This window comes from Microcoleus sp. EPA2 (assembly GCA_020882975.1).
In the GTDB taxonomy this organism is placed as follows: Bacteria; Cyanobacteriota; Cyanobacteriia; order Cyanobacteriales; family Microcoleaceae; genus Microcoleus.
In genome coordinates, this window is sequence record JAHRFD010000010.1 from 1 (window position 1) to 17855 (window position 17855).

20 protein-coding genes and 1 riboswitch are annotated in these 17855 nt (G+C 44.1%); of the genes, 5 read left to right on the forward strand and 15 right to left on the reverse strand.

The genetic code is table 11. From position 1 onward, the window contains the following. Positions 1 to 171: 171 nt before the first annotated feature. From AAFP14_RS11300 to AAFP14_RS11330, 7 genes are all read right to left on the reverse strand, one after another. Entirely contained in the window at positions 172 to 681 is a 510-nt protein-coding gene (locus tag AAFP14_RS11300; RefSeq protein ID WP_341732361.1) for a GNAT family N-acetyltransferase, read from the reverse strand. 39 nt (positions 682 to 720) lie between these two features. Next, positions 721 to 1785, reverse strand: a complete 1065-nt coding sequence (locus tag AAFP14_RS11305) for a tetratricopeptide repeat protein (RefSeq protein ID WP_341732362.1) — start codon at positions 1783 to 1785, stop codon at positions 721 to 723. Positions 1786 to 1902: 117 nt separating this feature from the next. Continuing rightward, positions 1903 to 2142, reverse strand: a complete 240-nt coding sequence (locus tag AAFP14_RS11310; RefSeq protein ID WP_341732363.1) for a hypothetical protein — start codon at positions 2140 to 2142, stop codon at positions 1903 to 1905. Between the two features lie 73 nt (positions 2143 to 2215). Continuing rightward, positions 2216 to 2509: a hypothetical protein gene (locus tag AAFP14_RS11315; RefSeq protein WP_341732364.1), complete on the reverse strand. Its 294-nt coding sequence runs from the start codon at positions 2507 to 2509 to the stop codon at positions 2216 to 2218. 458 nt (positions 2510 to 2967) lie between these two features. Further along, on the reverse strand, positions 2968 to 3834 hold the full coding sequence (locus tag AAFP14_RS11320) for a class I SAM-dependent methyltransferase (RefSeq protein WP_341732365.1): 867 nt from the start codon (positions 3832 to 3834) through the stop codon (positions 2968 to 2970). 357 nt (positions 3835 to 4191) lie between these two features. Next, on the reverse strand, positions 4192 to 4743 hold the full coding sequence (locus AAFP14_RS11325) for a hypothetical protein (RefSeq protein WP_341732366.1): 552 nt from the start codon (positions 4741 to 4743) through the stop codon (positions 4192 to 4194). Continuing rightward, positions 4740 to 5294: a hypothetical protein gene (locus tag AAFP14_RS11330; protein WP_341732367.1), complete on the reverse strand. Its 555-nt coding sequence runs from the start codon at positions 5292 to 5294 to the stop codon at positions 4740 to 4742. The genes AAFP14_RS11325 and AAFP14_RS11330 overlap by 4 nt, the downstream gene beginning before the upstream one ends. Before the next feature lie 167 nt (positions 5295 to 5461). Between AAFP14_RS11330 and AAFP14_RS11335 the strand changes: the two genes are divergently transcribed. Genes AAFP14_RS11335 through AAFP14_RS11345 form a run of 3 tightly spaced genes read left to right on the forward strand, consistent with a single transcriptional unit; the run spans position 5462 to position 8112 of the window. Continuing rightward, positions 5462 to 6442, forward strand: coding sequence for a metal ABC transporter substrate-binding protein (locus tag AAFP14_RS11335; RefSeq protein WP_341732368.1), 981 nt, complete (start codon positions 5462 to 5464; stop codon positions 6440 to 6442). 36 nt (positions 6443 to 6478) lie between these two features. After that, entirely contained in the window at positions 6479 to 7255 is a 777-nt protein-coding gene (locus AAFP14_RS11340; protein ID WP_341732369.1) for a metal ABC transporter ATP-binding protein, read from the forward strand. Beyond that, positions 7255 to 8112 carry a metal ABC transporter permease gene (locus AAFP14_RS11345; RefSeq protein WP_341732370.1) on the forward strand — a complete coding sequence of 286 codons (858 nt, stop codon included), beginning with the start codon at positions 7255 to 7257 and terminating at the stop codon, positions 8110 to 8112. The genes AAFP14_RS11340 and AAFP14_RS11345 overlap by 1 nt, the downstream gene beginning before the upstream one ends. 91 nt (positions 8113 to 8203) lie before the next feature. Here the strand turns inward: AAFP14_RS11345 and AAFP14_RS11350 are convergent, their stop codons facing one another. From AAFP14_RS11350 to AAFP14_RS11370, 5 genes are all read right to left on the reverse strand, one after another. After that, positions 8204 to 8782 (reverse strand): Uma2 family endonuclease, encoded by a 579-nt coding sequence (locus AAFP14_RS11350; protein ID WP_341732371.1) that lies wholly within the window; start codon positions 8780 to 8782, stop codon positions 8204 to 8206. Between the two features lie 150 nt (positions 8783 to 8932). After that, positions 8933 to 10336 (reverse strand): ABC transporter substrate-binding protein, encoded by a 1404-nt coding sequence (locus AAFP14_RS11355; protein ID WP_341732372.1) that lies wholly within the window; start codon positions 10334 to 10336, stop codon positions 8933 to 8935. Between the two features lie 351 nt (positions 10337 to 10687). After that, positions 10688 to 11488, reverse strand: coding sequence for a cobalt ECF transporter T component CbiQ (gene cbiQ / locus AAFP14_RS11360; protein ID WP_341732373.1), 801 nt, complete (start codon positions 11486 to 11488; stop codon positions 10688 to 10690). 85 nt (positions 11489 to 11573) lie between these two features. Beyond that, the gene (locus AAFP14_RS11365) at positions 11574 to 11906 is read right to left on the reverse strand and encodes an energy-coupling factor ABC transporter substrate-binding protein (RefSeq protein WP_341732374.1); all 333 of its coding nucleotides are present in this window, start codon (positions 11904 to 11906) and stop codon (positions 11574 to 11576) included. Between the two features lie 3 nt (positions 11907 to 11909). Then, positions 11910 to 12668, reverse strand: a complete 759-nt coding sequence (locus tag AAFP14_RS11370) for an energy-coupling factor ABC transporter permease (protein WP_341732375.1) — start codon at positions 12666 to 12668, stop codon at positions 11910 to 11912. Positions 12669 to 12690: 22 nt separating this feature from the next. Then, a riboswitch (cobalamin riboswitch) is annotated at positions 12691 to 12837 on the reverse strand. Between the two features lie 235 nt (positions 12838 to 13072). Here AAFP14_RS11370 and AAFP14_RS11375 point away from each other — a divergent pair. Next, entirely contained in the window at positions 13073 to 13876 is an 804-nt protein-coding gene (locus tag AAFP14_RS11375) for a Uma2 family endonuclease (RefSeq protein WP_341732376.1), read from the forward strand. A 157-nt stretch (positions 13877 to 14033) separates the two neighbouring features. Here AAFP14_RS11375 and AAFP14_RS11380 read toward each other — a convergent pair whose 3' ends face one another. Both AAFP14_RS11380 and AAFP14_RS11385 read right to left on the reverse strand, forming a co-directional pair. Further along, entirely contained in the window at positions 14034 to 16163 is a 2130-nt protein-coding gene (locus AAFP14_RS11380; RefSeq protein WP_341732377.1) for a pentapeptide repeat-containing protein, read from the reverse strand. Positions 16164 to 16178: 15 nt separating this feature from the next. Beyond that, complete coding sequence (locus tag AAFP14_RS11385) at positions 16179 to 16505, reverse strand: hypothetical protein (RefSeq protein ID WP_341732378.1); 327 nt, start codon at positions 16503 to 16505, stop codon at positions 16179 to 16181. 156 nt (positions 16506 to 16661) lie between these two features. Between AAFP14_RS11385 and AAFP14_RS11390 the strand changes: the two genes are divergently transcribed. Further along, on the forward strand, positions 16662 to 17114 hold the full coding sequence (locus AAFP14_RS11390) for a hypothetical protein (RefSeq protein WP_341732379.1): 453 nt from the start codon (positions 16662 to 16664) through the stop codon (positions 17112 to 17114). Positions 17115 to 17200: 86 nt separating this feature from the next. Here the strand turns inward: AAFP14_RS11390 and AAFP14_RS11395 are convergent, their stop codons facing one another. Next, positions 17201 to 17848, reverse strand: a complete 648-nt coding sequence (locus tag AAFP14_RS11395) for a Uma2 family endonuclease (RefSeq protein WP_341732380.1) — start codon at positions 17846 to 17848, stop codon at positions 17201 to 17203. Between the last annotated feature and the right edge of the window lie 7 nt (positions 17849 to 17855).

Genomic DNA, 17855 nt, shown 5'->3' on the forward strand with positions numbered 1-17855 from the left:
CTTCAAGTCGGGATAGGGCATTGCCACGACTCTAAATGTACGCAGAGAGAAGGTAAGACCACTTGTGGCACATCTCGATGAAGCGTAAAGAATCCCCGCGCGTTTACGCCGGGGAGTATGTCAAACGGTTCCCATCTCGAAAACGGAAAAGGGTAGATCTAAATGGCTGGGTCAATCGCAAATACTAAATTCCGATCGATACTTCACAGTTGAGCTGCAATTGTCCAAAGCTCCACTTTCTAACTCCAACACCATAAAAGCCTCATCGGGAACGTCATATTCACATCGCAAGTTCTTTCTACTAGCAGGAATGAACCCAAAACGCGAATAGAAATTTGGATTGCCGAGCACAAACACTGCGTGAAATCCCGATCGCACACACTCTTTTAAACCATGCTGGATCAGCAAGGTTCCTATACCTTGGCGCTGATATTTGGGAAGAACTGCCACAGGTCCCAAGCCCAGAATCGACAACTCCCTGGAACATTTCTCTACCAATGTAACCGGACTGAAAAAAACCTGTCCGACAATGCGATCGGATTGCACTGCAACAAAGGAAAAGGTAGATCTAATTCCGCGCAATCGATCTACTAAATTTGCCTCATTTGCTCGCCCGAATGCCATCATGTTAACTTCGCGAACTGCTGTTAAATCTTCTGGTTTTTCAGTCCGAATATCCATAATATCGAGTTTAACTTAAATACGATCGCATCACTCTCCTTATTGTGGCACAAGCTGACCAGAAGACAATCGTTTAATCCCCTCCATTGCTGTAGTTTCTCCTGCTTTATCTCCACCCTCGCGGGCATTTTTCAAAGCTCGCTCATAAGATTCCAAAGCTTTAGCATACTGACCTTGACCTTCATAAATCGCACCCATATTATTCAACAAACGTCCCACACTTGTCTTGTCACCGATGGCTTCTAGCATAATCATTGCTTGCTGAAAATAGATCAGAGCTTGACTATCTTTACCAAGTTTCCGAGAAGTAAGTGCCATGTTATTGAGCAAGCGACCGACACCAGCCCTATCTGCTATTTCCCGGCGAATTGCCAAAGCTTGCTGGTAAAATTCCATCGCTCTGTTGAAGTCGCCGATGTTGTAATAGACTCCACCCATGTTATTGAGGGTACGCCCTAAATCTCGTCGATCGCCCTTAGCGGTGCGAATGGTTCGGGCTTGCTGATAAAATTCGATCGCCTTGGCATAATTTCCCTGTTCTCCATACACAGCCCCAATATTGTGAAAAGATTCTCCAATTTCAATTTCATCCTCAGCAGTTTTCGCTAATTCCAAAGCTTCTTGATGCAGTTTCATCGCTTCGGAAAAATTGTCCGCAGCCCGGTTGACAAAACCCAAGAGATTGAGGGTTCGCGCCGTGCTACTCCTAGCGCCGATGTCTCTGTTGATGAGTAAAGCTTGCTGCAAAACTGCTAAAGCTTTGGGAAGCAAACCGATTTCGCCGTAAACTTCCCCCAAATTGTTGAGGGTTTCTCCGATCCCCGGTTTGTCACCTAATTGCTGGCGAATTGCCAAAGCTTGTTCAAAAGCTTGGATTGCTTCCCGAAACAAACCTTGGCGGTGATCCTTTATGCCTTTTTCCAGGAGTGTGTCTGCTTGTGTTTTGGGGTTTGTTGCTTGGGCGCGATCGGTCCCTGGGAAGCGCCTAGGATTTATCATTGGAGCAGATGCCAAAGCCTCTGAAAGGCCTAAGACTGTCAGCGCAGGCGATAGGACAAGAGTTATAGCTGCGACATAGCTGAAGTGGTAAGAGCGGCTGTACACCGAACAAGTCCTCCAAAAGCCAAATTATCTAACTTTCAAGATAGAGCTATTTTGGCTTACTGGCACATTTGTTCTCAGCTAATATCTTCTGAGCTTGCTTAGGGAAAATTCCTTCTCTCACCAAACAGCCATAATCAGTGGCATATTGTTGAGTGCGGAAATCAGAACAGGGTTTTTACTGAATGGAAGTGATGCTTGTTCTGAACTATGCAAGATGATATCTTTTGTGTCAAGTGTGATCCAGGCAATTCCTGACAATACTTGAACTTCTCGATGAGTTTGAGGCACTCTGTATACCTCGTTTTTCATCAGGATAATGCGATTTGGTGCTACTAACTCGGAAGCTGTTTGAAGCATACTATCTCCTGTGAAATTAAATTGTCACCAACCAAAACATCCGAAAATCAAAAGCAATAATTATGGGAGATGTTTATTGGTAATAATGCCGATCGATCCAAGCGCGCATTTCATCATCCGTCGCGGCCCACGTAGAGCTACCAGTCAAGGGATCGAAACAGTGCCACCAACTATTACCATCGCGATCGGCAGTCTGCCAAATTCTCAGTTTATCCCCGCCCACAGCGGCGACTAGCAAAAACTGTCCAATTTGATTCATAGCTGAAAAGAGCCATTGCCCTTGCGGTTTTTTAGCGGATAAAGCTCGAAGGTCAATCCCAAAAAATCTCGATATTTGGGATTTTTGCACTTTTTTATAAGTAGACATAGCCAACACCTAAGTAGTGTTAAATTTCACAAAATTTACAGGCTATATTGGCAAATATTACTATTTTTTACTGCCAAATATAGACAACACAATTTTATGAAAATCAATCTGTTACCTCATGAATTAACCTTAACTCTTTGGTAATTGACAATCAAATCATTGTTTGCATAGATTGTATGAATAAAATCGATACTTCGATTTAGTTAGCTCAAGTTAAGGGAAAAAACTCCCGCTAATGCTGGCTTTGGGGGAGGGGAGACGTTAGCGATCGAGGCGATGGGGGGGAGTTTTCCCTAGTATCAGGATAGATAAGGGGTAGGCACGGGGGCACTACCCCTACAAATTTTGCGAATCATTGAGGATTGCTATGTGTTTAGGAATAAATACCCACAGGCTCTCCCTCCCATGGCTGATTACGAGTTCTCAATTCCCAATTGCTACTTTCCCTAATGTTTGTGTCAGCGTTCATCGGATTTTGATAACTGCCAAAGTTGGATTTCATAACACAAATGCTGGTCAAAAAGTTGGCCTGCTGCCAATCCTTCAACTACCAATTTTTTGAACCAGCGACGAAATATCCAGCGCAAGAGTTTGTGTATGGGCGGAACGGCGATCGCAATTAAGTCTGCAACATAAATCATCGTGTTCAGTCCATACCTGCGGAAAGTATCGACATACAAATCGATGGTGGGCAAAATATGGGCGGAAATATCCTCGGTTTTTACTAAACTAAATCCAGCCTGTTTTAAGGCTCCATGAAGTTCTGTAACAACATGACAATTAGAGAACATTCCCTCTTTATAATTAGCATCAGAGCGCAGCATATCGGCAAGCAACACGTAGCCACCAGGATTGAGGATTTTGGCCGCGCCGTTAGCAATATCAACGGCGGACATATATTGGCTACTTTCGCTAAAGAGGATTAGATCGTAGGATGTGGTTGCTTGAAAGTTTTCAAAGGTTGTGAGGTGGAAGATGGTGCGATCGCCTGTACACTTGAGAAAGCGCTGTTGTTGAAATGGATCGGGTGCGAGCCCTTCGACGGCAAAACCGCGATCGAGCAAATAAGCCGCATTTCCCCCAATCCCACAGCCCACATCCAGGATGCTATGAGTGCCTTGGGGAATGAAATCCAACAGTTTTACAGTATAAGCTTGCTGAGCGATACGTAATCGCGGGAGTGTTAGTTCATCCGCCGGCACAGGTAGAGTTTCCCAATAGCCATAGTGAAGATAGGGGGATTCTGTCAAGCCCAAATAGTAATTAAGCGCTGCATTTTGGTAGCGAGTTACGTTAGAAATTTCGATGGATTTTGGCTGGGACATTGGAAAAATTCCGTAATTTTTATGGTTTCGGGCAGGGTTGAAATTCTTCCCAGCGGTTGCATACTTGTTCATAGCACTCAACCGGCTAAATTGCCAAATTTTGCAACAAATTGATATCTATGTGATTATTGGCAAGCAGTATAAAAATAATTGCTGTTTCAGGTTGGTAGCTAGCAATGATTTGACTCAGAGATGTAATAATTTGATTACAGTTGGGGGAGGGTATCGGAGTCGTACCGAACTTTCCCCCTTACGTCTGATGTGTGTTTGTCATTTCTAGGCGATCGATATACGGGGATATTACCACTATTTTGAATATTTGACAAAAATAGCTCTTAAAAATTCAGCAGGCGGGCTTCATACAGCATTTGCTGTTTCACGTACAGATCGAAGAAAATGAACGATCTCTTGCATAACTGAAGACAATTGTAGAATCTCAATATCTTTATTAGTCAATCGATCGATAATTTCTGAGGGATTGTGAATTATTTCCGATTGAGAAATCAATTCTTCTAAAGTTTCTTTAGGTTTGAGCGCGGCGCGAGCGAGTATATCTTGATGCGGTATGTATCCTAGCAACCGCGAAAGCAAAGACACATCTTTAAAAAAAATAATTTCCATTTCAGGAACTGCCATAACTACTTTGAATGGCGTATTGATAGAGACGCTTTCAACTGTTTCTTCAATATCTTTGCGGCGTTGTTCAACTAACTCCGATACCACTGAATCTGCATCCACTACAATAACAACTGGTACTCGCCGACGCACTACTAAAGAACGAGCTAGTGACTCGACAGCAGATACTCCACCAGCAGCAACAACTCCCACATCAGTGAGTAAATTTGCTGGTAGCACAGTTTGAAGTATTTGTGCATCTAAATGACCTTCACAAACAATGTAAGTAATCATGGGATATCTCGCTCTATAACGTTGTAATCAGGCAGTCCATCTTCAATATATGCACGATATTTTAGAATTAATAATTGACAGATATTTTCATTGTCTAACGCATATTTTATTTCTTCTCCATTCCACAGTAAGATTGCTTGTGGTGACGAAAAACAAGAGAGATTGCGGGCTGGAAGTGTAAAGCCAGTCCGACTAAAAACCAATCCAACTACACCAGAAGGACGGCGTAAAAGCTGATTACGGAGCTTAGCAATAGGAGCAATATTAACTTTTGTTTCGTCGGCAAAGTCTTTGCTTTCAACTAAACAAGAAAGTCCTAAACAATGGACAGCGCCATCAATTTGTTCAACTTCCTCATCAAAAAGTTTCACGCTGTAAGGCCACCTTACCTGTGCGCCATCAAGTTGAAATGCTCGTAAAACTAGGTACTCAAAGGCTTGGCCCGCGTCCCATCCTGGGGTGCTACGATTCTCGATATTGTCCCATAGATTTCGTAACTCATCCCATTGGAGCGATTGAATCATCCTTTCATAGTCTTTTGACGCAACCAAGTCTAATACTCCAAACAACTACACGCTTCTAATATTGTATGTCACTACACTATCACATCTTGCTGTAGGCATAGCCCGATCGCCAATATCTCCTCATTTTCATAATCTTTTCATTTTTACTGGTTTTATGCTAAATTAAAACAATGAAAGAATTATGAAAAATCAGAATGAATCATCAAGCGTTCTGCCGTAAAACCTATCAAATTGGTATAGTCGGGCTATTACTAGGAGTTTGGCTCAGCGGGTGCAGCAGTCCGACAACAGGGCCTCAAACCAAGCAAAATGGCGATTCTAGCGCCACTGCTAGCGATTCGACCAAAAAAGATAAAAAAGTAATTCTTACCACCTTTACCGTCCTGGCAGACATGGCTCAGAACGTTGCGGGGGATAAGGCGATTGTTCAATCCATCACCAAGCCTGGGGCGGAAATTCACGGCTATGAAGTTACACCTAGCGACTTAAAACGCGGGCAAAATGCTAATTTGATTTTGGAAAACGGACTCAACTTAGAGCGCTGGGCAACCCGATTTTACAACAGTCTCCCTAAAGTTTCTCACATTACTCTAAGTGAGGGAGTCTCACCAGTAAATATTGCAGAAGATGCCTATCGTGGCAAACCTAATCCCCACGCTTGGATGTCTCCTAAAAATGCTTTAATTTATGTCGAAAATATTCGCAAGACATTAGGAAATCTCGATCCGGCTAACGCTGCAATCTACGACGCAAATGCAGCAAAATACAGCCAGCAAATAAAGGCGATCGATGCCAAACTCAAACAAGCTATTTCAGCCATTCCCCCTGACAAACGTTACATAGTAACCTGCGAAGGAGCTTTTTCCTACATCGCCCGCGATTACGGCTTAAAAGAAGTTTATCTGTGGCCGGTTAACGCCGAACAACAAGCCACACCAAAACAAGTGGAACGGGTGATTAATACAGTCAAAGCTAACCAAATACCGGCTGTATTTTGCGAGAGTACCGTCAACAATGAAGCACAGCTTCAGGTAGCAAAGGAAACAGGCGCAAAATTTGCCGGGGTGTTTTATGTCGATTCCCTGTCTCCCCCCGATGGGCCCGCATCAACCTATCTTAAGTTACTTGAATACAACATCAATACTCTGATAAAAGGGTTACAGGGGAATAGGTAATGGGGAATGGGGAATTGATAATAAGGAGAAAATCAGATGAATGAAATCGGCATTGATATTGAGAATGTGACAGTTGCCTATCATGGCAAAGTAGCCTTGCACAGCGCCTCGCTGCAACTTAAAGCAGGGACGATTTGCGGTTTGGTGGGGATGAATGGCGCGGGAAAATCGACGCTGTTTAAGGCGATTATGGGGTTTGTGAAGCCAAACACGGGACGAATTTTAATTAATGGGTTGCCGATTAGTCAAGTGCAAAAACGCAATCTGGTTGCCTATGTCCCTCAGTCGGAAGAGGTAGATTGGCATTTTCCGGTGAATGTTTATGATGTGGTAATGATGGGACGCTATGGGTATATGAATCTGCTGCGGATTCCTGGGGCGATCGACAAACAAGCTGTGCGAGAAAGTTTGGAAAGGGTGGAAATGTGGCCGCTGCGCGATCGGCAAATCGGAGAGTTATCGGGTGGACAAAAAAAACGCACCTTTTTTGCGCGGGCTTTGGCGCAACAGGGTACGGTTTTACTGTTAGATGAACCCTTTGCCGGAGTCGATATCAAAACTGAGAAGATGATGATTAACCTGTTGATGGAACTGCGTCAAACAGGACATACAATTCTGGTTTCAACTCATGATTTAGAATCTATTACCACATTTTGCGACCAAGTAGTATTAATTAATCGCAGCATTCTCGCCTATGGTAACACCTCTGAAGTGTTTACAGAGGAAAATATTTCCCGCACTTTTGGGGGTGCTGTGGGGAGTTTTTCGTTTGCCAAAAATCGGTTAATTAAAGTCAATCGGGAGGAAAAATAATGGATTTAATTCAGTGGTTTGCAGCACCTTTGCAGTATGAATTCATGGTGAAGGCGATTTTAGTCAGCGCTTTAGTAGGGCTGGTTTGTTCTGCGCTTTCTTGTTACATGACTTTGAAAGGATGGGCTTTGATGGGCGATGCGGTTTCTCATGCGGTGATGCCGGGAGTTGTGATTGCTTATGTGTTGAATATTCCTTTGGCGGTGGGGGCTTTTTTGTTTGGGGTGGGTTCGGTAATGGCGATCGGCTTTATCAAAGCCCAAACTCGCGTTAAAGAAGATACGGTAATCGGTTTAGTGTTTACGGGATTTTTTGCCTTTGGTTTGGTTTTAATTTCTAAAGTCAGAAGTTCGATAGATTTAACCCATATTTTGTTTGGCAATGTTTTGGGTATTTCGGATGCTGATATTACTCAGACTGTAATTATTAGTGTCATCACTTTAGTAACTTTGGTAATTTTACGCAAAGATTTAGTGTTGTTTTGTTTTGACTCTACTCACGCGCGATCGATCGGTTTAAATATCACTTTTTTGTATTACGTGTTGCTGTCTTTGCTATCCCTGACTGCGGTGGCGGGACTTCAGACTGTAGGGATTATTTTAGTGGTAGCAATGTTGGTGACTCCGGGGGCGACGGCGTATTTATTGAGTGATAATTTTGACCATATGACGTTAATTGCGATCGCCACTGGTGTCTTTTCTAGCGTCATGGGAACTTACATCAGCTACTATATTGATGGTTCCACAGGCGGATGTATTGTGGTGCTGCAAACGCTACTGTTTGTGTTGGCGATGATTTTTGCTCCCAAACACGGTTTGTTAGTTAAAGCTCGGAATTCCCAAACCATGAGCGAATAAAGCAGGAATTAATTATGTTTATTTCTTAGTCCGCGGAGGCGGACATTGTTTGTGTAGCAGCGGTTTCAACCGCCGATCGATGGAGAGGAAACTATTCACTAAACTCAATATTTTCATACAAATCTGCCAGTGAAACCTCCACAGAAATAGAGTTTAACATCAGCCGATCGCCAATAACACCATATTCCGAAAAAATCCACTTATTCGCATCAGTTTTCGAGTATTGTTCAACCTTTAGCCGATATTGGTCGATTAATAAATACTCCTGAAAACTGGGAATACTGCGATAGGCGGCAAACTTTTCATCTCGATCGTAAGCTCTAGTACCCTTAGATAGTACCTCAGCAATGAACACAGGATTGGTAATTGTATCTGTCCGTCCCGATTGCAACTCGACTGGTTTCGCCACCACCATCACATCTGGATAAGTGTAATTATTAAGGTGGGGAATCCAAAGTCGCTGATCCGATGCAAAAATACTATAAGGTTTACCCTTAAGGCTCACCCTCAAAATAGCGTTTAAGATGCTCGTAATTTCATTGTGATTGGGTGTGCCACCAGCCATCAAAACAATCTCCCCATTGATAAATTCATGCCTATCTAGAGAATTGACTTCAGCTTGTAGATATTCTTCTGCCGTGTAGGTTTTGGTTTCAACTTGCGCGATCATATACAAGGTTATCCTTTAATCTACTCATTTCAGTTTATCTTAAAAATCAGGTTAATTCAATCTAAAACTCGATTTATTCATATCATTACTTTGTGGAACAAGCCGGAAAGCCTGTTCCACAAACAATGAGTCCGATCGCACTTCACAAACTTAGCGCAACGGCACAAAGTTATAGCCAGAGCTTCCTCCGAGTTTAACTTGTACTAAAATGGGCTTACCCGCCCGATCGCCTGTTGACAAAAACTTCACTTCTTCGCTTGCTCCCATTGCCGAGAAATTCGGATTTTTGAGTGCTTGTTGCAACCCTTCCCGCGTATTACTTTGCTTCAATCCCGCGATAACAGCTTGAGTCGCGTCAAAACTGGTTGCGGTTCGCCAATTTACTACTCCTCCCCACATCTGGCTGGCATTTTTGGGGAAAGTGCTACCTGGATTAGTGTCAGGATGCCAGGGAACAGGCAAAACCAGCCCGTCAACGCTCTTTTGCCCATCTTTTAAAGTTTGAAAGGTATACATTGTCGTGCTGCCGTAGAGTGGCAATTTGCCTTGATTGGTGCGAGCCAAAGAAATCGCGCGATCGATGCGATCGATGTGGGGTGCTAACATCAATCCTTGTGCGCCTTTGCTGACAGCATCGGCGATCGCACTTTCGGGATTAAAAGAAGGGACTGAAAAGTCGCAAACAGTAGGAACTAATTTACCTCCAGCCGCAGTCAGAGCAGCCACAAATTCATCTTTAAATGATATGTTATCCGGTGCTTGGGAGTCATAACAAATAGCAATATTAGTTTTGCCTGTTTTGACTGCATATTCTGCTAAGGGAGCCGCCATGATGCTAATATTGGGGACTGTCCGAAAGATGTAACTGCCAAATCCTGATAGGTTATTAGCAAAGCTAGTCGGTGTCACCATTACCAATTTTTCTTGCTGATATATCGGAGCAGCTTCGAGAGATGCATTGCTAGCATTGTGTCCAATTACTGCTAGTATACTCGCATCTTGTGTCAAGGTCTTGGCAACATCTCTGACAACTTCTTGACTATTGTCATCGTTGACAATTTTTACTTGCAGTTGTGCGCCATTTATGCCACCGCTAGTATTGATTTGCTCCTGAGCTTGGGCTACACCTCGGAGGATTTCTTGGGCGACGTTAGGGTTGCTACCAATGGGGACGCTGACAGCAATTTTTAAGGCAGAACCATTGCTGGCTTTGGCATTATTTAAATAGATTACCGTTTCTGGATCGTTGCGATTTTGTTGCAGCGAAGCCTGAAATTTTTGCACAGCTTCTTTGTACTCTCCTTTGGCAAAAGCTGTAACGCCTGCTTGTTTGTCTGGTGTGGTTTGGGATGTCACCAATATCTGATTTCCTAAACTAATGCGAGTGGCGATCGCACCCGATGGACTCGCACCCGATTTAGATGTAGGTGTATCTGAACTTTTGGAAGCGAATAAACTTGGAAGGAATTTGGATGCGCCAAATCCAATTAAGCCTAAAATAATGATAAAAACAATGGGCGGCGGACTTTTTCTTTGGTTAGTATCTTGATACATAATTTATTCTCCTTATTGTTTAATTAATTTCCCATATATTCGGATATTGGGAGAAGCAAGGGAAGCGAGAGGAGTAGCGAATATTGTTAACATAATCAAACCAGCGGTATAAGTCAATTCATATAATTCATTACTTGATTTCATAAAAGTCATAATAAATGCTAGGCTGATGATGGCACTACAAGTAAGTGCGATCGACTTTGGTAAATTCATGTAGTTTCCTTGAGCTATTCGTGTCATTAATCATCCGAGGACTTTAGCTATGAGCCAGGGAATTCATTCCCTGGCGGACTGGCGGACTAATAGGCAGAACCTAGAAACCATTATATTCAGGTATCTAGCAGCATAAATTTACCGTATAAATAACACACTTAACAAAGTTAAAATCGTGCATCCAAACACCGCTTCAAATGTATATCTTCGCGAAGGTTTGTAAGGGGAAGAATGCCAGACGCGCAGTTCTCCATTAAAGCCGCGCGAGGCTAAACTCAAGGAAACTTGACGGTAGTTTACCAAAGTTCGCTGAAGTAATTGGCCGATTAAAATGCCTAAACTGCGCATTCCTAGTTTCCAAGTGCGGTAGCCACAGCGAGAGTTTTGGGCTACCCAAAGTTCCTCGGCGATCGCCCATAAGCTAAAAATAAACCGATACATCAACAACAGCAATTCTGTCAGCAAGGGCGGAAACCGCAATTGTCGGAGAATTTGCAAGGTTTCTGTGAATGGCACCGTCAGCAGGATGAAATACATACAGCTTGTCGATGCCAAAGTGCGCGGCAATAACAGGCTCACTTGGTATAATCCAGTGTTGCTCACATACAGATAAAAATTGCCGATGCTAATCCCCCAACCTTGCCAAATATCCGCGTGTATTGCCTGGATTTGATTTAACTGAATTGCACCAATAACAAACGCAGGCAAACTTGTGAGTAAAAACATCAACGGTAGCGACAGCAACCGCAGGTAAAGTTTCCCTGGAATGCCCGCATAGATGACGATCCAGACTGCTAACCAAAGGGCGATCGACAATTGGACGATCGCCCCAGAAACCAGAGACAGAATCAAAAGGGCGATCGCAAAGGATAATTTGTGAGTTGGCGGCAACCCGCGCAAACGATTAGTGTAAGCCAGACTATCAATCTGATGATTCATGCCAAAGTCTTCCAGTCCGCGCAGGCGGACTTTGTTTGTGTAGAAGCGAATTCTATTCGCCGTTTATTCACCGTTTATTCGCGATTCATTCCAACGGCGATTTATCATCAGATTTCTGAGATTCCGTGCGCCCTTTATAAAGCCCGATCGCATATCCGATCGCACCAGCCCCCAGTGCAGCTTGAGTTGCAAATAATAGACTAGCAATTTCGCCACTAGCAGGCTCAAACAAATGATTGAACCAAGGTTTATAATCCGGTTGAATTTCCGTAATTGCTTTCTGAGCCTCCCCATCAGCGCCGCCATATTCACCCCGTACAAAAACTAGAGGAATAACAGTAAGGCCAATAACACCAATTACTAACAGCCAATTTTGTTGTGAAGTAGCTGGCTGATTTTTCGTCGGTTTTTGATTCATCACTTAAGACTCCTGTTTCAATAATTTCAGAATTTCCAACTCCGGTTGCCCGTAAGAATGCAGCCAATTCCACACCAATAAAGTCAGCAATCCCTCACTAATAGCCAGGGGTACTTGAGTAATCGCAAAGATGCCAGCAAACTTGATAAACGAAGCCAAGAAACCACCATTCGCCGCCGGAAAAGCTAACGCCAACTGCATCGAAGTCACCACATAAGTCAGCAAATCAGCCAAAGCTGCGCCACAAAAAATTGCCACCCGTTGCCTACCAGTTCTCATCAGCAACTGATAGATAAAATACGCAGCAAACGGGCCAACAATCGCCATCGAAAACATATTAGCTCCCAGCGTTGTCAGCCCGCCGTGGGCCAACAAAACCGCCTGAAAAAGTAACACTAAAGCACCCAGTACCGCCATTACAGAAGGGCCAAACAAAATCGCACCCAAACCCGTACCCGTTGGGTGAGAACAACTCCCCGTTACCGAAGGAATCTTCAAAGCAGAAAGCACAAAAGTAAACGCGCCCGATAAAGCTAATAATAGTTTAAGTTCCGGGTGTTTTGTGGTAATTCGGGCGATCGCCCGCAAACCTACCACAAAAAAAGGCAACGCCACAATCCACCAAAACGCAGCCCATTGCACAGGCAAAAAACCTTCTGAAATGTGCATAGCAGCGGCCGGTGTCGCCGAACCCAAAACCAGATAACAACTCAAGCCAGCCATCAATCCCAGACTGACAACTTTGCGACTTTGCGCCTTCATCAAGTACCTCGCAGATGAGACTAATTAAACCAACGCATCGGCGGGCATCCTGACTCAAAAAGCTAGAGGGCTTTCATTACAGTTGCGGGACAGCGTTGGACTTCCACCAAACTTTCCCCATTACCTCCAATGGCTGCTCCCCATTAGAACCGACTTGTTAGATTGAGTATAGTCGATCGCGCAAATCTGGACTGATATTTTACAAAAATTATTCAACTTCAGTAGATCAAAATTACCTATCATCGCTCTATTCTCTTTTCTTCTCTGCTTCTCCTTCGCGTCCTTAGCGTCTTCGCGGTTCGTTTAATAAATAATAATTACCAATTACCAATTACCCATTACCAGGTAAATATCACCAAACAGAGAAAGGCTATAATCTTAAGTAAGTTTGGAGGAAAGCCCCAATGTTAAAGTACAACTTGCCGAGGAACTTGCCCTCAGCCGACGAACTACCAGACTCCGATGAAACACCTGTGGATAACGAACTGCAAGAACTAATACCAGGGTTACTAAAAGCAATCCTGCTCATACTTTGGTCAGAACGAATGGACTGGTTTTTTGGCATAGATATGGGTATTTATCATCACCCAGACGAACCAGCCATTGTCCCTGATGCTTTCTTAAGTTTAGGAGTAGAAAGGTTTTACGACGAAGAATTGCGTCCCAGTTACGTGCTGTGGGATGAAAATGTCATGCCACTTTTCGTGCTAGAAGTTGTTTCCCCAACATATCGCAAGGAATACAGCACTAAATTAGACTTTTATCAAGATTTAGGCGTACTTTATTACGTCATTTATTCTTCCCGTCGCCGTCGCAAACCTCATTTGGAAGTACACAAGTTAGTCAACGGGAAGTACGAGTTACAGCTAGGAAATCCTGTTTGGATGCCAGAAATAGGCCTGGGAATTGGTTGTGAAAGGGGAAACTATTCTGGGGTGACAAGAGAGTGGTTGTATTGGTATGATGCTGATGGCACACGCTATCTGACACCTGAAGAACAAGTGAAACAATCAGCGCAACTTCTTCAACAGGAAGCTCAGCGCGCCCAACAGGAAGCTCAGCGTGCCCAACAAGAAGCTCAGCGTGCCCAACAGGAATCCCAGCGTGCCCAACAGGAATCCCAGCGTGCTGAACAATTAGCTCAACGTTCCGAACAATTAGCTCAACGATTGCGAGAGTTGGGAGTCGATCCTGATAATCTCAATTAATTGCAAAACTTCGTTCTTAGAACCCCGACTTCTTCAAGAAGTTGGGGTTTTATAGCAATCCTAAATCATTCATGAGGATTTGTAGGGGTAGTGCCCCTGTGCCCACCCCAGCATAAGCGGGGGCAACCACGGGGCCAAGAGCCCCTACTCTATTTTGTTATTTCTGCGGGCATTTCGGATGAAGGCCACCCTGCAAACAAATATAAGCAATTTGACTTTGCTCTAAATTTTTAGCATCACCAAAATCAACTCCTTGCAATCTACCCGATTTAGCACCCCCAGGACTTTGAATAAATTGATCCGAAGTATCTTTCCCTATAAACACCGCACCTTTAAAATTCGCTCCGGCTACATTCGCGCCCCTAAAATCAGCCAAACTCACGTCCGCATTCCGCAAGTTAGCATTTTGCAATCTTGTATCTTTTAAATTAGCGTTTGTGAGTTTAGTTGAACTCAAATCAGCTTTTTGCAAGTTGGCACCGTTCAAATCTGCACCGGATAAATTAGCACCTTGCCATTCTGATTTTTCTAAATTGGTCAAGGACAATTGAGCGCCTTGAGCCTTAACTTTCCCCAAACGCGCACCTGATAAATTCGCTCCATAAAAATTCGCACTCCCGATATCTGCACCAGTAAAACTAGCATCTTTTAACATAGCTTGCTGCAAATTTGTCCCGATTAAAATAGCACTGCTAAAATTAGCTGAATTCAAATTGCCATTGGAAAAATTAGCTTTGTTCAAGACAGCGCGCACAAAGCTAGTGCGATTCATTACAGCACTATTCAAAAATGCTCCGGTCAAATTTGCCCCTTCAAAATTGGCTCCACTCAAGTCAGAAATCCAATCGTCAAATGTACCTGGTCGCCTGTCTTCTCCGGTGCCATAGAAGCGAGTTCCCTGCAAGCTGGCATTGGTTAGACTAGCATTTTTTAGCTTAATTCCAGACAAGTCAACTTTGTCTAATACTAATGTAAATTGACCAGGACCGGCCGCACTTTGGCTTAAATCAGTGCGACTCAAATCTACGCCGTTGAGCTGGCTGCTATACACTGTGAGAATTTTGCCGATCGCCCTTTGTACTGTGCGCTGACGGACTGCGGCTAACTCCCGTTCCTGGGTCTTACCGCCGTAGCGGAGGGAATCGAGGTCGTTGCTAAAAGCTTGGTTTAACCGCTGCAAGTAAGGCAAAGATGAAGGTCCGGTACTGACTAAAGCTTGCTGGATCGCATCTAGCATAGTGCGATTGTCTTCTTGAGCTAGTAAATCGGTTAGCAGCGGTACGGCGCGGGAGTCTTCCACTGTTCCCAAGGCTAAAATTGCCGATCGCCGCCCGGAGGTCCCGTTACCAGAATTAGGAGATAATTTATTAACTAAAGCTAAAAATATTTCGTCATTTCGCTGCCGAGAATCTCGTAAATTTGCTTGACTTTGAATATAGACTTGAGTGCCAATAAACAGAGTGAAAATCAATCCCGCAGTACCAATGGTAGCAATCACTAAAGTCGCCCCCGGATGTTGGCGAATCCAGTGCCACAAACTGTCATTTTCTGTGGTCTGTGTTTCGGGAGTCAAGACCAAAGCGGCAATCTGGGCATCTTCCTCAGTCCAATCTTGACTTTTCACCGGAGTGATAGATGATTCGTTGGATTGAGCATTGACGACCAAAGTATTCGCGAGGCGATCGTGTCCAGTTTTTCCGTGGTGGCGAAAAGCAAAAGCCCCATCTACCAGTATTGCCAAGCCACCAAGCCCCCCTAAAATGATCAAATCTGGAAAAGCACCACTCAAGCGCCACAAGCCGTAAGCGACACCCAGAGGCACTCCCCAGCGTCCCAAACTTTCCCGAATCAGGACTCGCACCAAACCCGGAGGAGTACCCGAAGCTGTGACAACTTTCACCCCAAACCAGCGTTTAGGCAGAGTTTGACCGGTTCTGGCGAGTAAAAACAGTTCCCAGGCTGCCAGAACCGCTGGTGCCATCAGCGCCGCGGACCAGAATAGATTAGTCAGGGGTGCGACTCTGGGGTTGCGATCGCGCACAGGAATCCCTAAAGTACGGGAAACTGTCTCAGAGGCTGCTGCTATTGAGGAGTTGAGTGGCACTGTTTGAGCATCCCGATTCACCAAGGCCCCGATACTGAAGGGAACTAGGGCACTAGCTGCGACTAAGGAAATTTCAACTACCCAAGCGCCACACCTGCGCACCAGCAGTGGCATTTGCTTGGATTGTGAGGGCCAAGACGGATCGGGTTGATTAATGCCACTGGGGGCGGTGGGGCTAGCCATATTCAAAATTTCCTATTAATTGTCGTTAGTATTTGAGGAATCTGGAGTAATTATCAATTTATACGCTATGTAGACTAGCACTCCCAGAAGGGCAAGGGTCATCAGGGCAGAAATTAGCTGTACAACTGTATTGAAGACTGTCAGGAGAATTATCGCCCCTACGCCAAAGACTGCTACTTGACCTAGTTTGGGGAGGCTTTGAAATTTATGGAGAAACTGATTGTAGTAGGTTTGGACGGCGGGGTAGTTGTCTAAATTAATTTTAATTAGTGGCGATCGGTCTAGTCTAGCTTTTAGTTCTCCGAATGCTTGCTGCCAGTTGAAATTATTTTGATAATTCATAAAAAAAAATTGGGGAGTTACTTTAACTGTACCTTTGTCATTCTAGTACGGTCACATTGATAACAGTCACAAGAGCGTGTTCGGAATCGCCGATCGTCCTCTACCCTCAAAGAAGTGGAAACTTCCGCTATTGTGTTGGGATCAATAAGGATAAATATGAAGATACACTATCCGTGCGATCGCGCCAGACCGAGGTTAAGGTCGATCGCCACTTTAACCTTGGCAATGATTTTAGCTGCTGCCGGCACTGTGAGGAGCCAACCGTTACAAATTGCTCCGGGATTTCCCGAACCGCTGAATATGTCTGGAGTTTCCGGTGGCCCCAACAATAGTGGCGATTGCGGTTTTGTCACCCCAGGGCCAAACCACGTCATCGAAGTAACCCAAGATTTACCTCACTGGCAGATTGCAGTTCAAACCGCAGGAGCTCCGAGTTTGATAATTCAAGGGCCCAGGGGGCGTTTCTGCGTCCTACCGGCCAATGCGGCTGCGACAACGGTAGAATTTTCCGGTTATGGGGATAAGGGAACCTATACTATTTTTGTGGGCGATCGGGCTCAAGGTCAACACCCCTATTCTCTCTCTATTTCTCAGAAAAAACGAAACTAAAAAAAACAACTGGACTTTAGATCAATATTTGTAATTGGGCATAGGGCATCGAGAAACAGTCAGGTTTGTAGTCATAACTTAAGTCCTCAATGCATGATTTGTTCCCTCACCCACTTACGAAACAATCTGAGAGTTTGACTCGTACCCACCGTTTGACTTTGTTCGCAATATTGAGAAATAGCTTCAACTATTGGCAAATTGGGAAATATTAAACTAATTTCAGATCCCACATATTTCCCATCTTCAAGCACATTAATTTCAAGCTGATTATTTTCATACCGCCAAATCTCCGGTACTCCCAGCGCCTCGTAAGCATCTAATTGAGTCTTGGAAGTTAGATCCACTTCAATTGCCAAATCCGGTGGCGGATCGATAGTTAAATCAACGCGCTTTTTACCAATCATTCGAGCATAATTCTGAATATAAAAACAGTTGTCAGGCTCAATTCCCTGCAACATACTCTTGCGCTTGAAAGTAGTCGAACCAAAACATTCTCGATCGAGTTCGAGTTCTTCGAGTAGAATCTTGACCATATCGCCAATAATTTCTTTATTAAATTCGTGTTCTGGTAGTGGCATCCTAATCTCCAAACTTCCTTGACTGTAAGCTATTCTAGAGGCACGGTGTTCTCCCAACTCATCTAAAATTGCTTCAAATTCCTGCCAGTTGATATCATGGAACAAGACTCTATGTCCAGGGGGTATACTAATTTGTCTTAATTGCAGAGTTACCATTTCAACC

Coding starts and splice junctions, on each gene's coding strand:
- AAFP14_RS11300 (WP_341732361.1), bottom strand. CDS start 681: ATGGATATTCGGACTGAAAAACCAGAAGATTTAACAGCAGTTCGCGAA.
- AAFP14_RS11310 (WP_341732363.1), bottom strand. CDS start 2,142: ATGCTTCAAACAGCTTCCGAGTTAGTAGCACCAAATCGCATTATCCTG.
- AAFP14_RS11315 (WP_341732364.1), bottom strand. CDS start 2,509: ATGTCTACTTATAAAAAAGTGCAAAAATCCCAAATATCGAGATTTTTT.
- AAFP14_RS11320 (WP_341732365.1), bottom strand. CDS start 3,834: ATGTCCCAGCCAAAATCCATCGAAATTTCTAACGTAACTCGCTACCAA.
- AAFP14_RS11325 (WP_341732366.1), bottom strand. CDS start 4,743: ATGATTACTTACATTGTTTGTGAAGGTCATTTAGATGCACAAATACTT.
- AAFP14_RS11335 (WP_341732368.1), top strand. CDS start 5,462: ATGAATCATCAAGCGTTCTGCCGTAAAACCTATCAAATTGGTATAGTC.
- AAFP14_RS11340 (WP_341732369.1), top strand. CDS start 6,479: ATGAATGAAATCGGCATTGATATTGAGAATGTGACAGTTGCCTATCAT.
- AAFP14_RS11345 (WP_341732370.1), top strand. CDS start 7,255: ATGGATTTAATTCAGTGGTTTGCAGCACCTTTGCAGTATGAATTCATG.
- AAFP14_RS11350 (WP_341732371.1), bottom strand. CDS start 8,782: ATGATCGCGCAAGTTGAAACCAAAACCTACACGGCAGAAGAATATCTA.
- AAFP14_RS11355 (WP_341732372.1), bottom strand. CDS start 10,336: ATGTATCAAGATACTAACCAAAGAAAAAGTCCGCCGCCCATTGTTTTT.
- cbiQ (WP_341732373.1), bottom strand. CDS start 11,488: ATGAATCATCAGATTGATAGTCTGGCTTACACTAATCGTTTGCGCGGG.
- AAFP14_RS11365 (WP_341732374.1), bottom strand. CDS start 11,906: ATGAATCAAAAACCGACGAAAAATCAGCCAGCTACTTCACAACAAAAT.
- AAFP14_RS11370 (WP_341732375.1), bottom strand. CDS start 12,668: ATGAAGGCGCAAAGTCGCAAAGTTGTCAGTCTGGGATTGATGGCTGGC.
- AAFP14_RS11375 (WP_341732376.1), top strand. CDS start 13,073: ATGTTAAAGTACAACTTGCCGAGGAACTTGCCCTCAGCCGACGAACTA.
- AAFP14_RS11380 (WP_341732377.1), bottom strand. CDS start 16,163: ATGGCTAGCCCCACCGCCCCCAGTGGCATTAATCAACCCGATCCGTCT.
- AAFP14_RS11385 (WP_341732378.1), bottom strand. CDS start 16,505: ATGAATTATCAAAATAATTTCAACTGGCAGCAAGCATTCGGAGAACTA.
- AAFP14_RS11390 (WP_341732379.1), top strand. CDS start 16,662: ATGAAGATACACTATCCGTGCGATCGCGCCAGACCGAGGTTAAGGTCG.
- AAFP14_RS11395 (WP_341732380.1), bottom strand. CDS start 17,848: ATGGTAACTCTGCAATTAAGACAAATTAGTATACCCCCTGGACATAGA.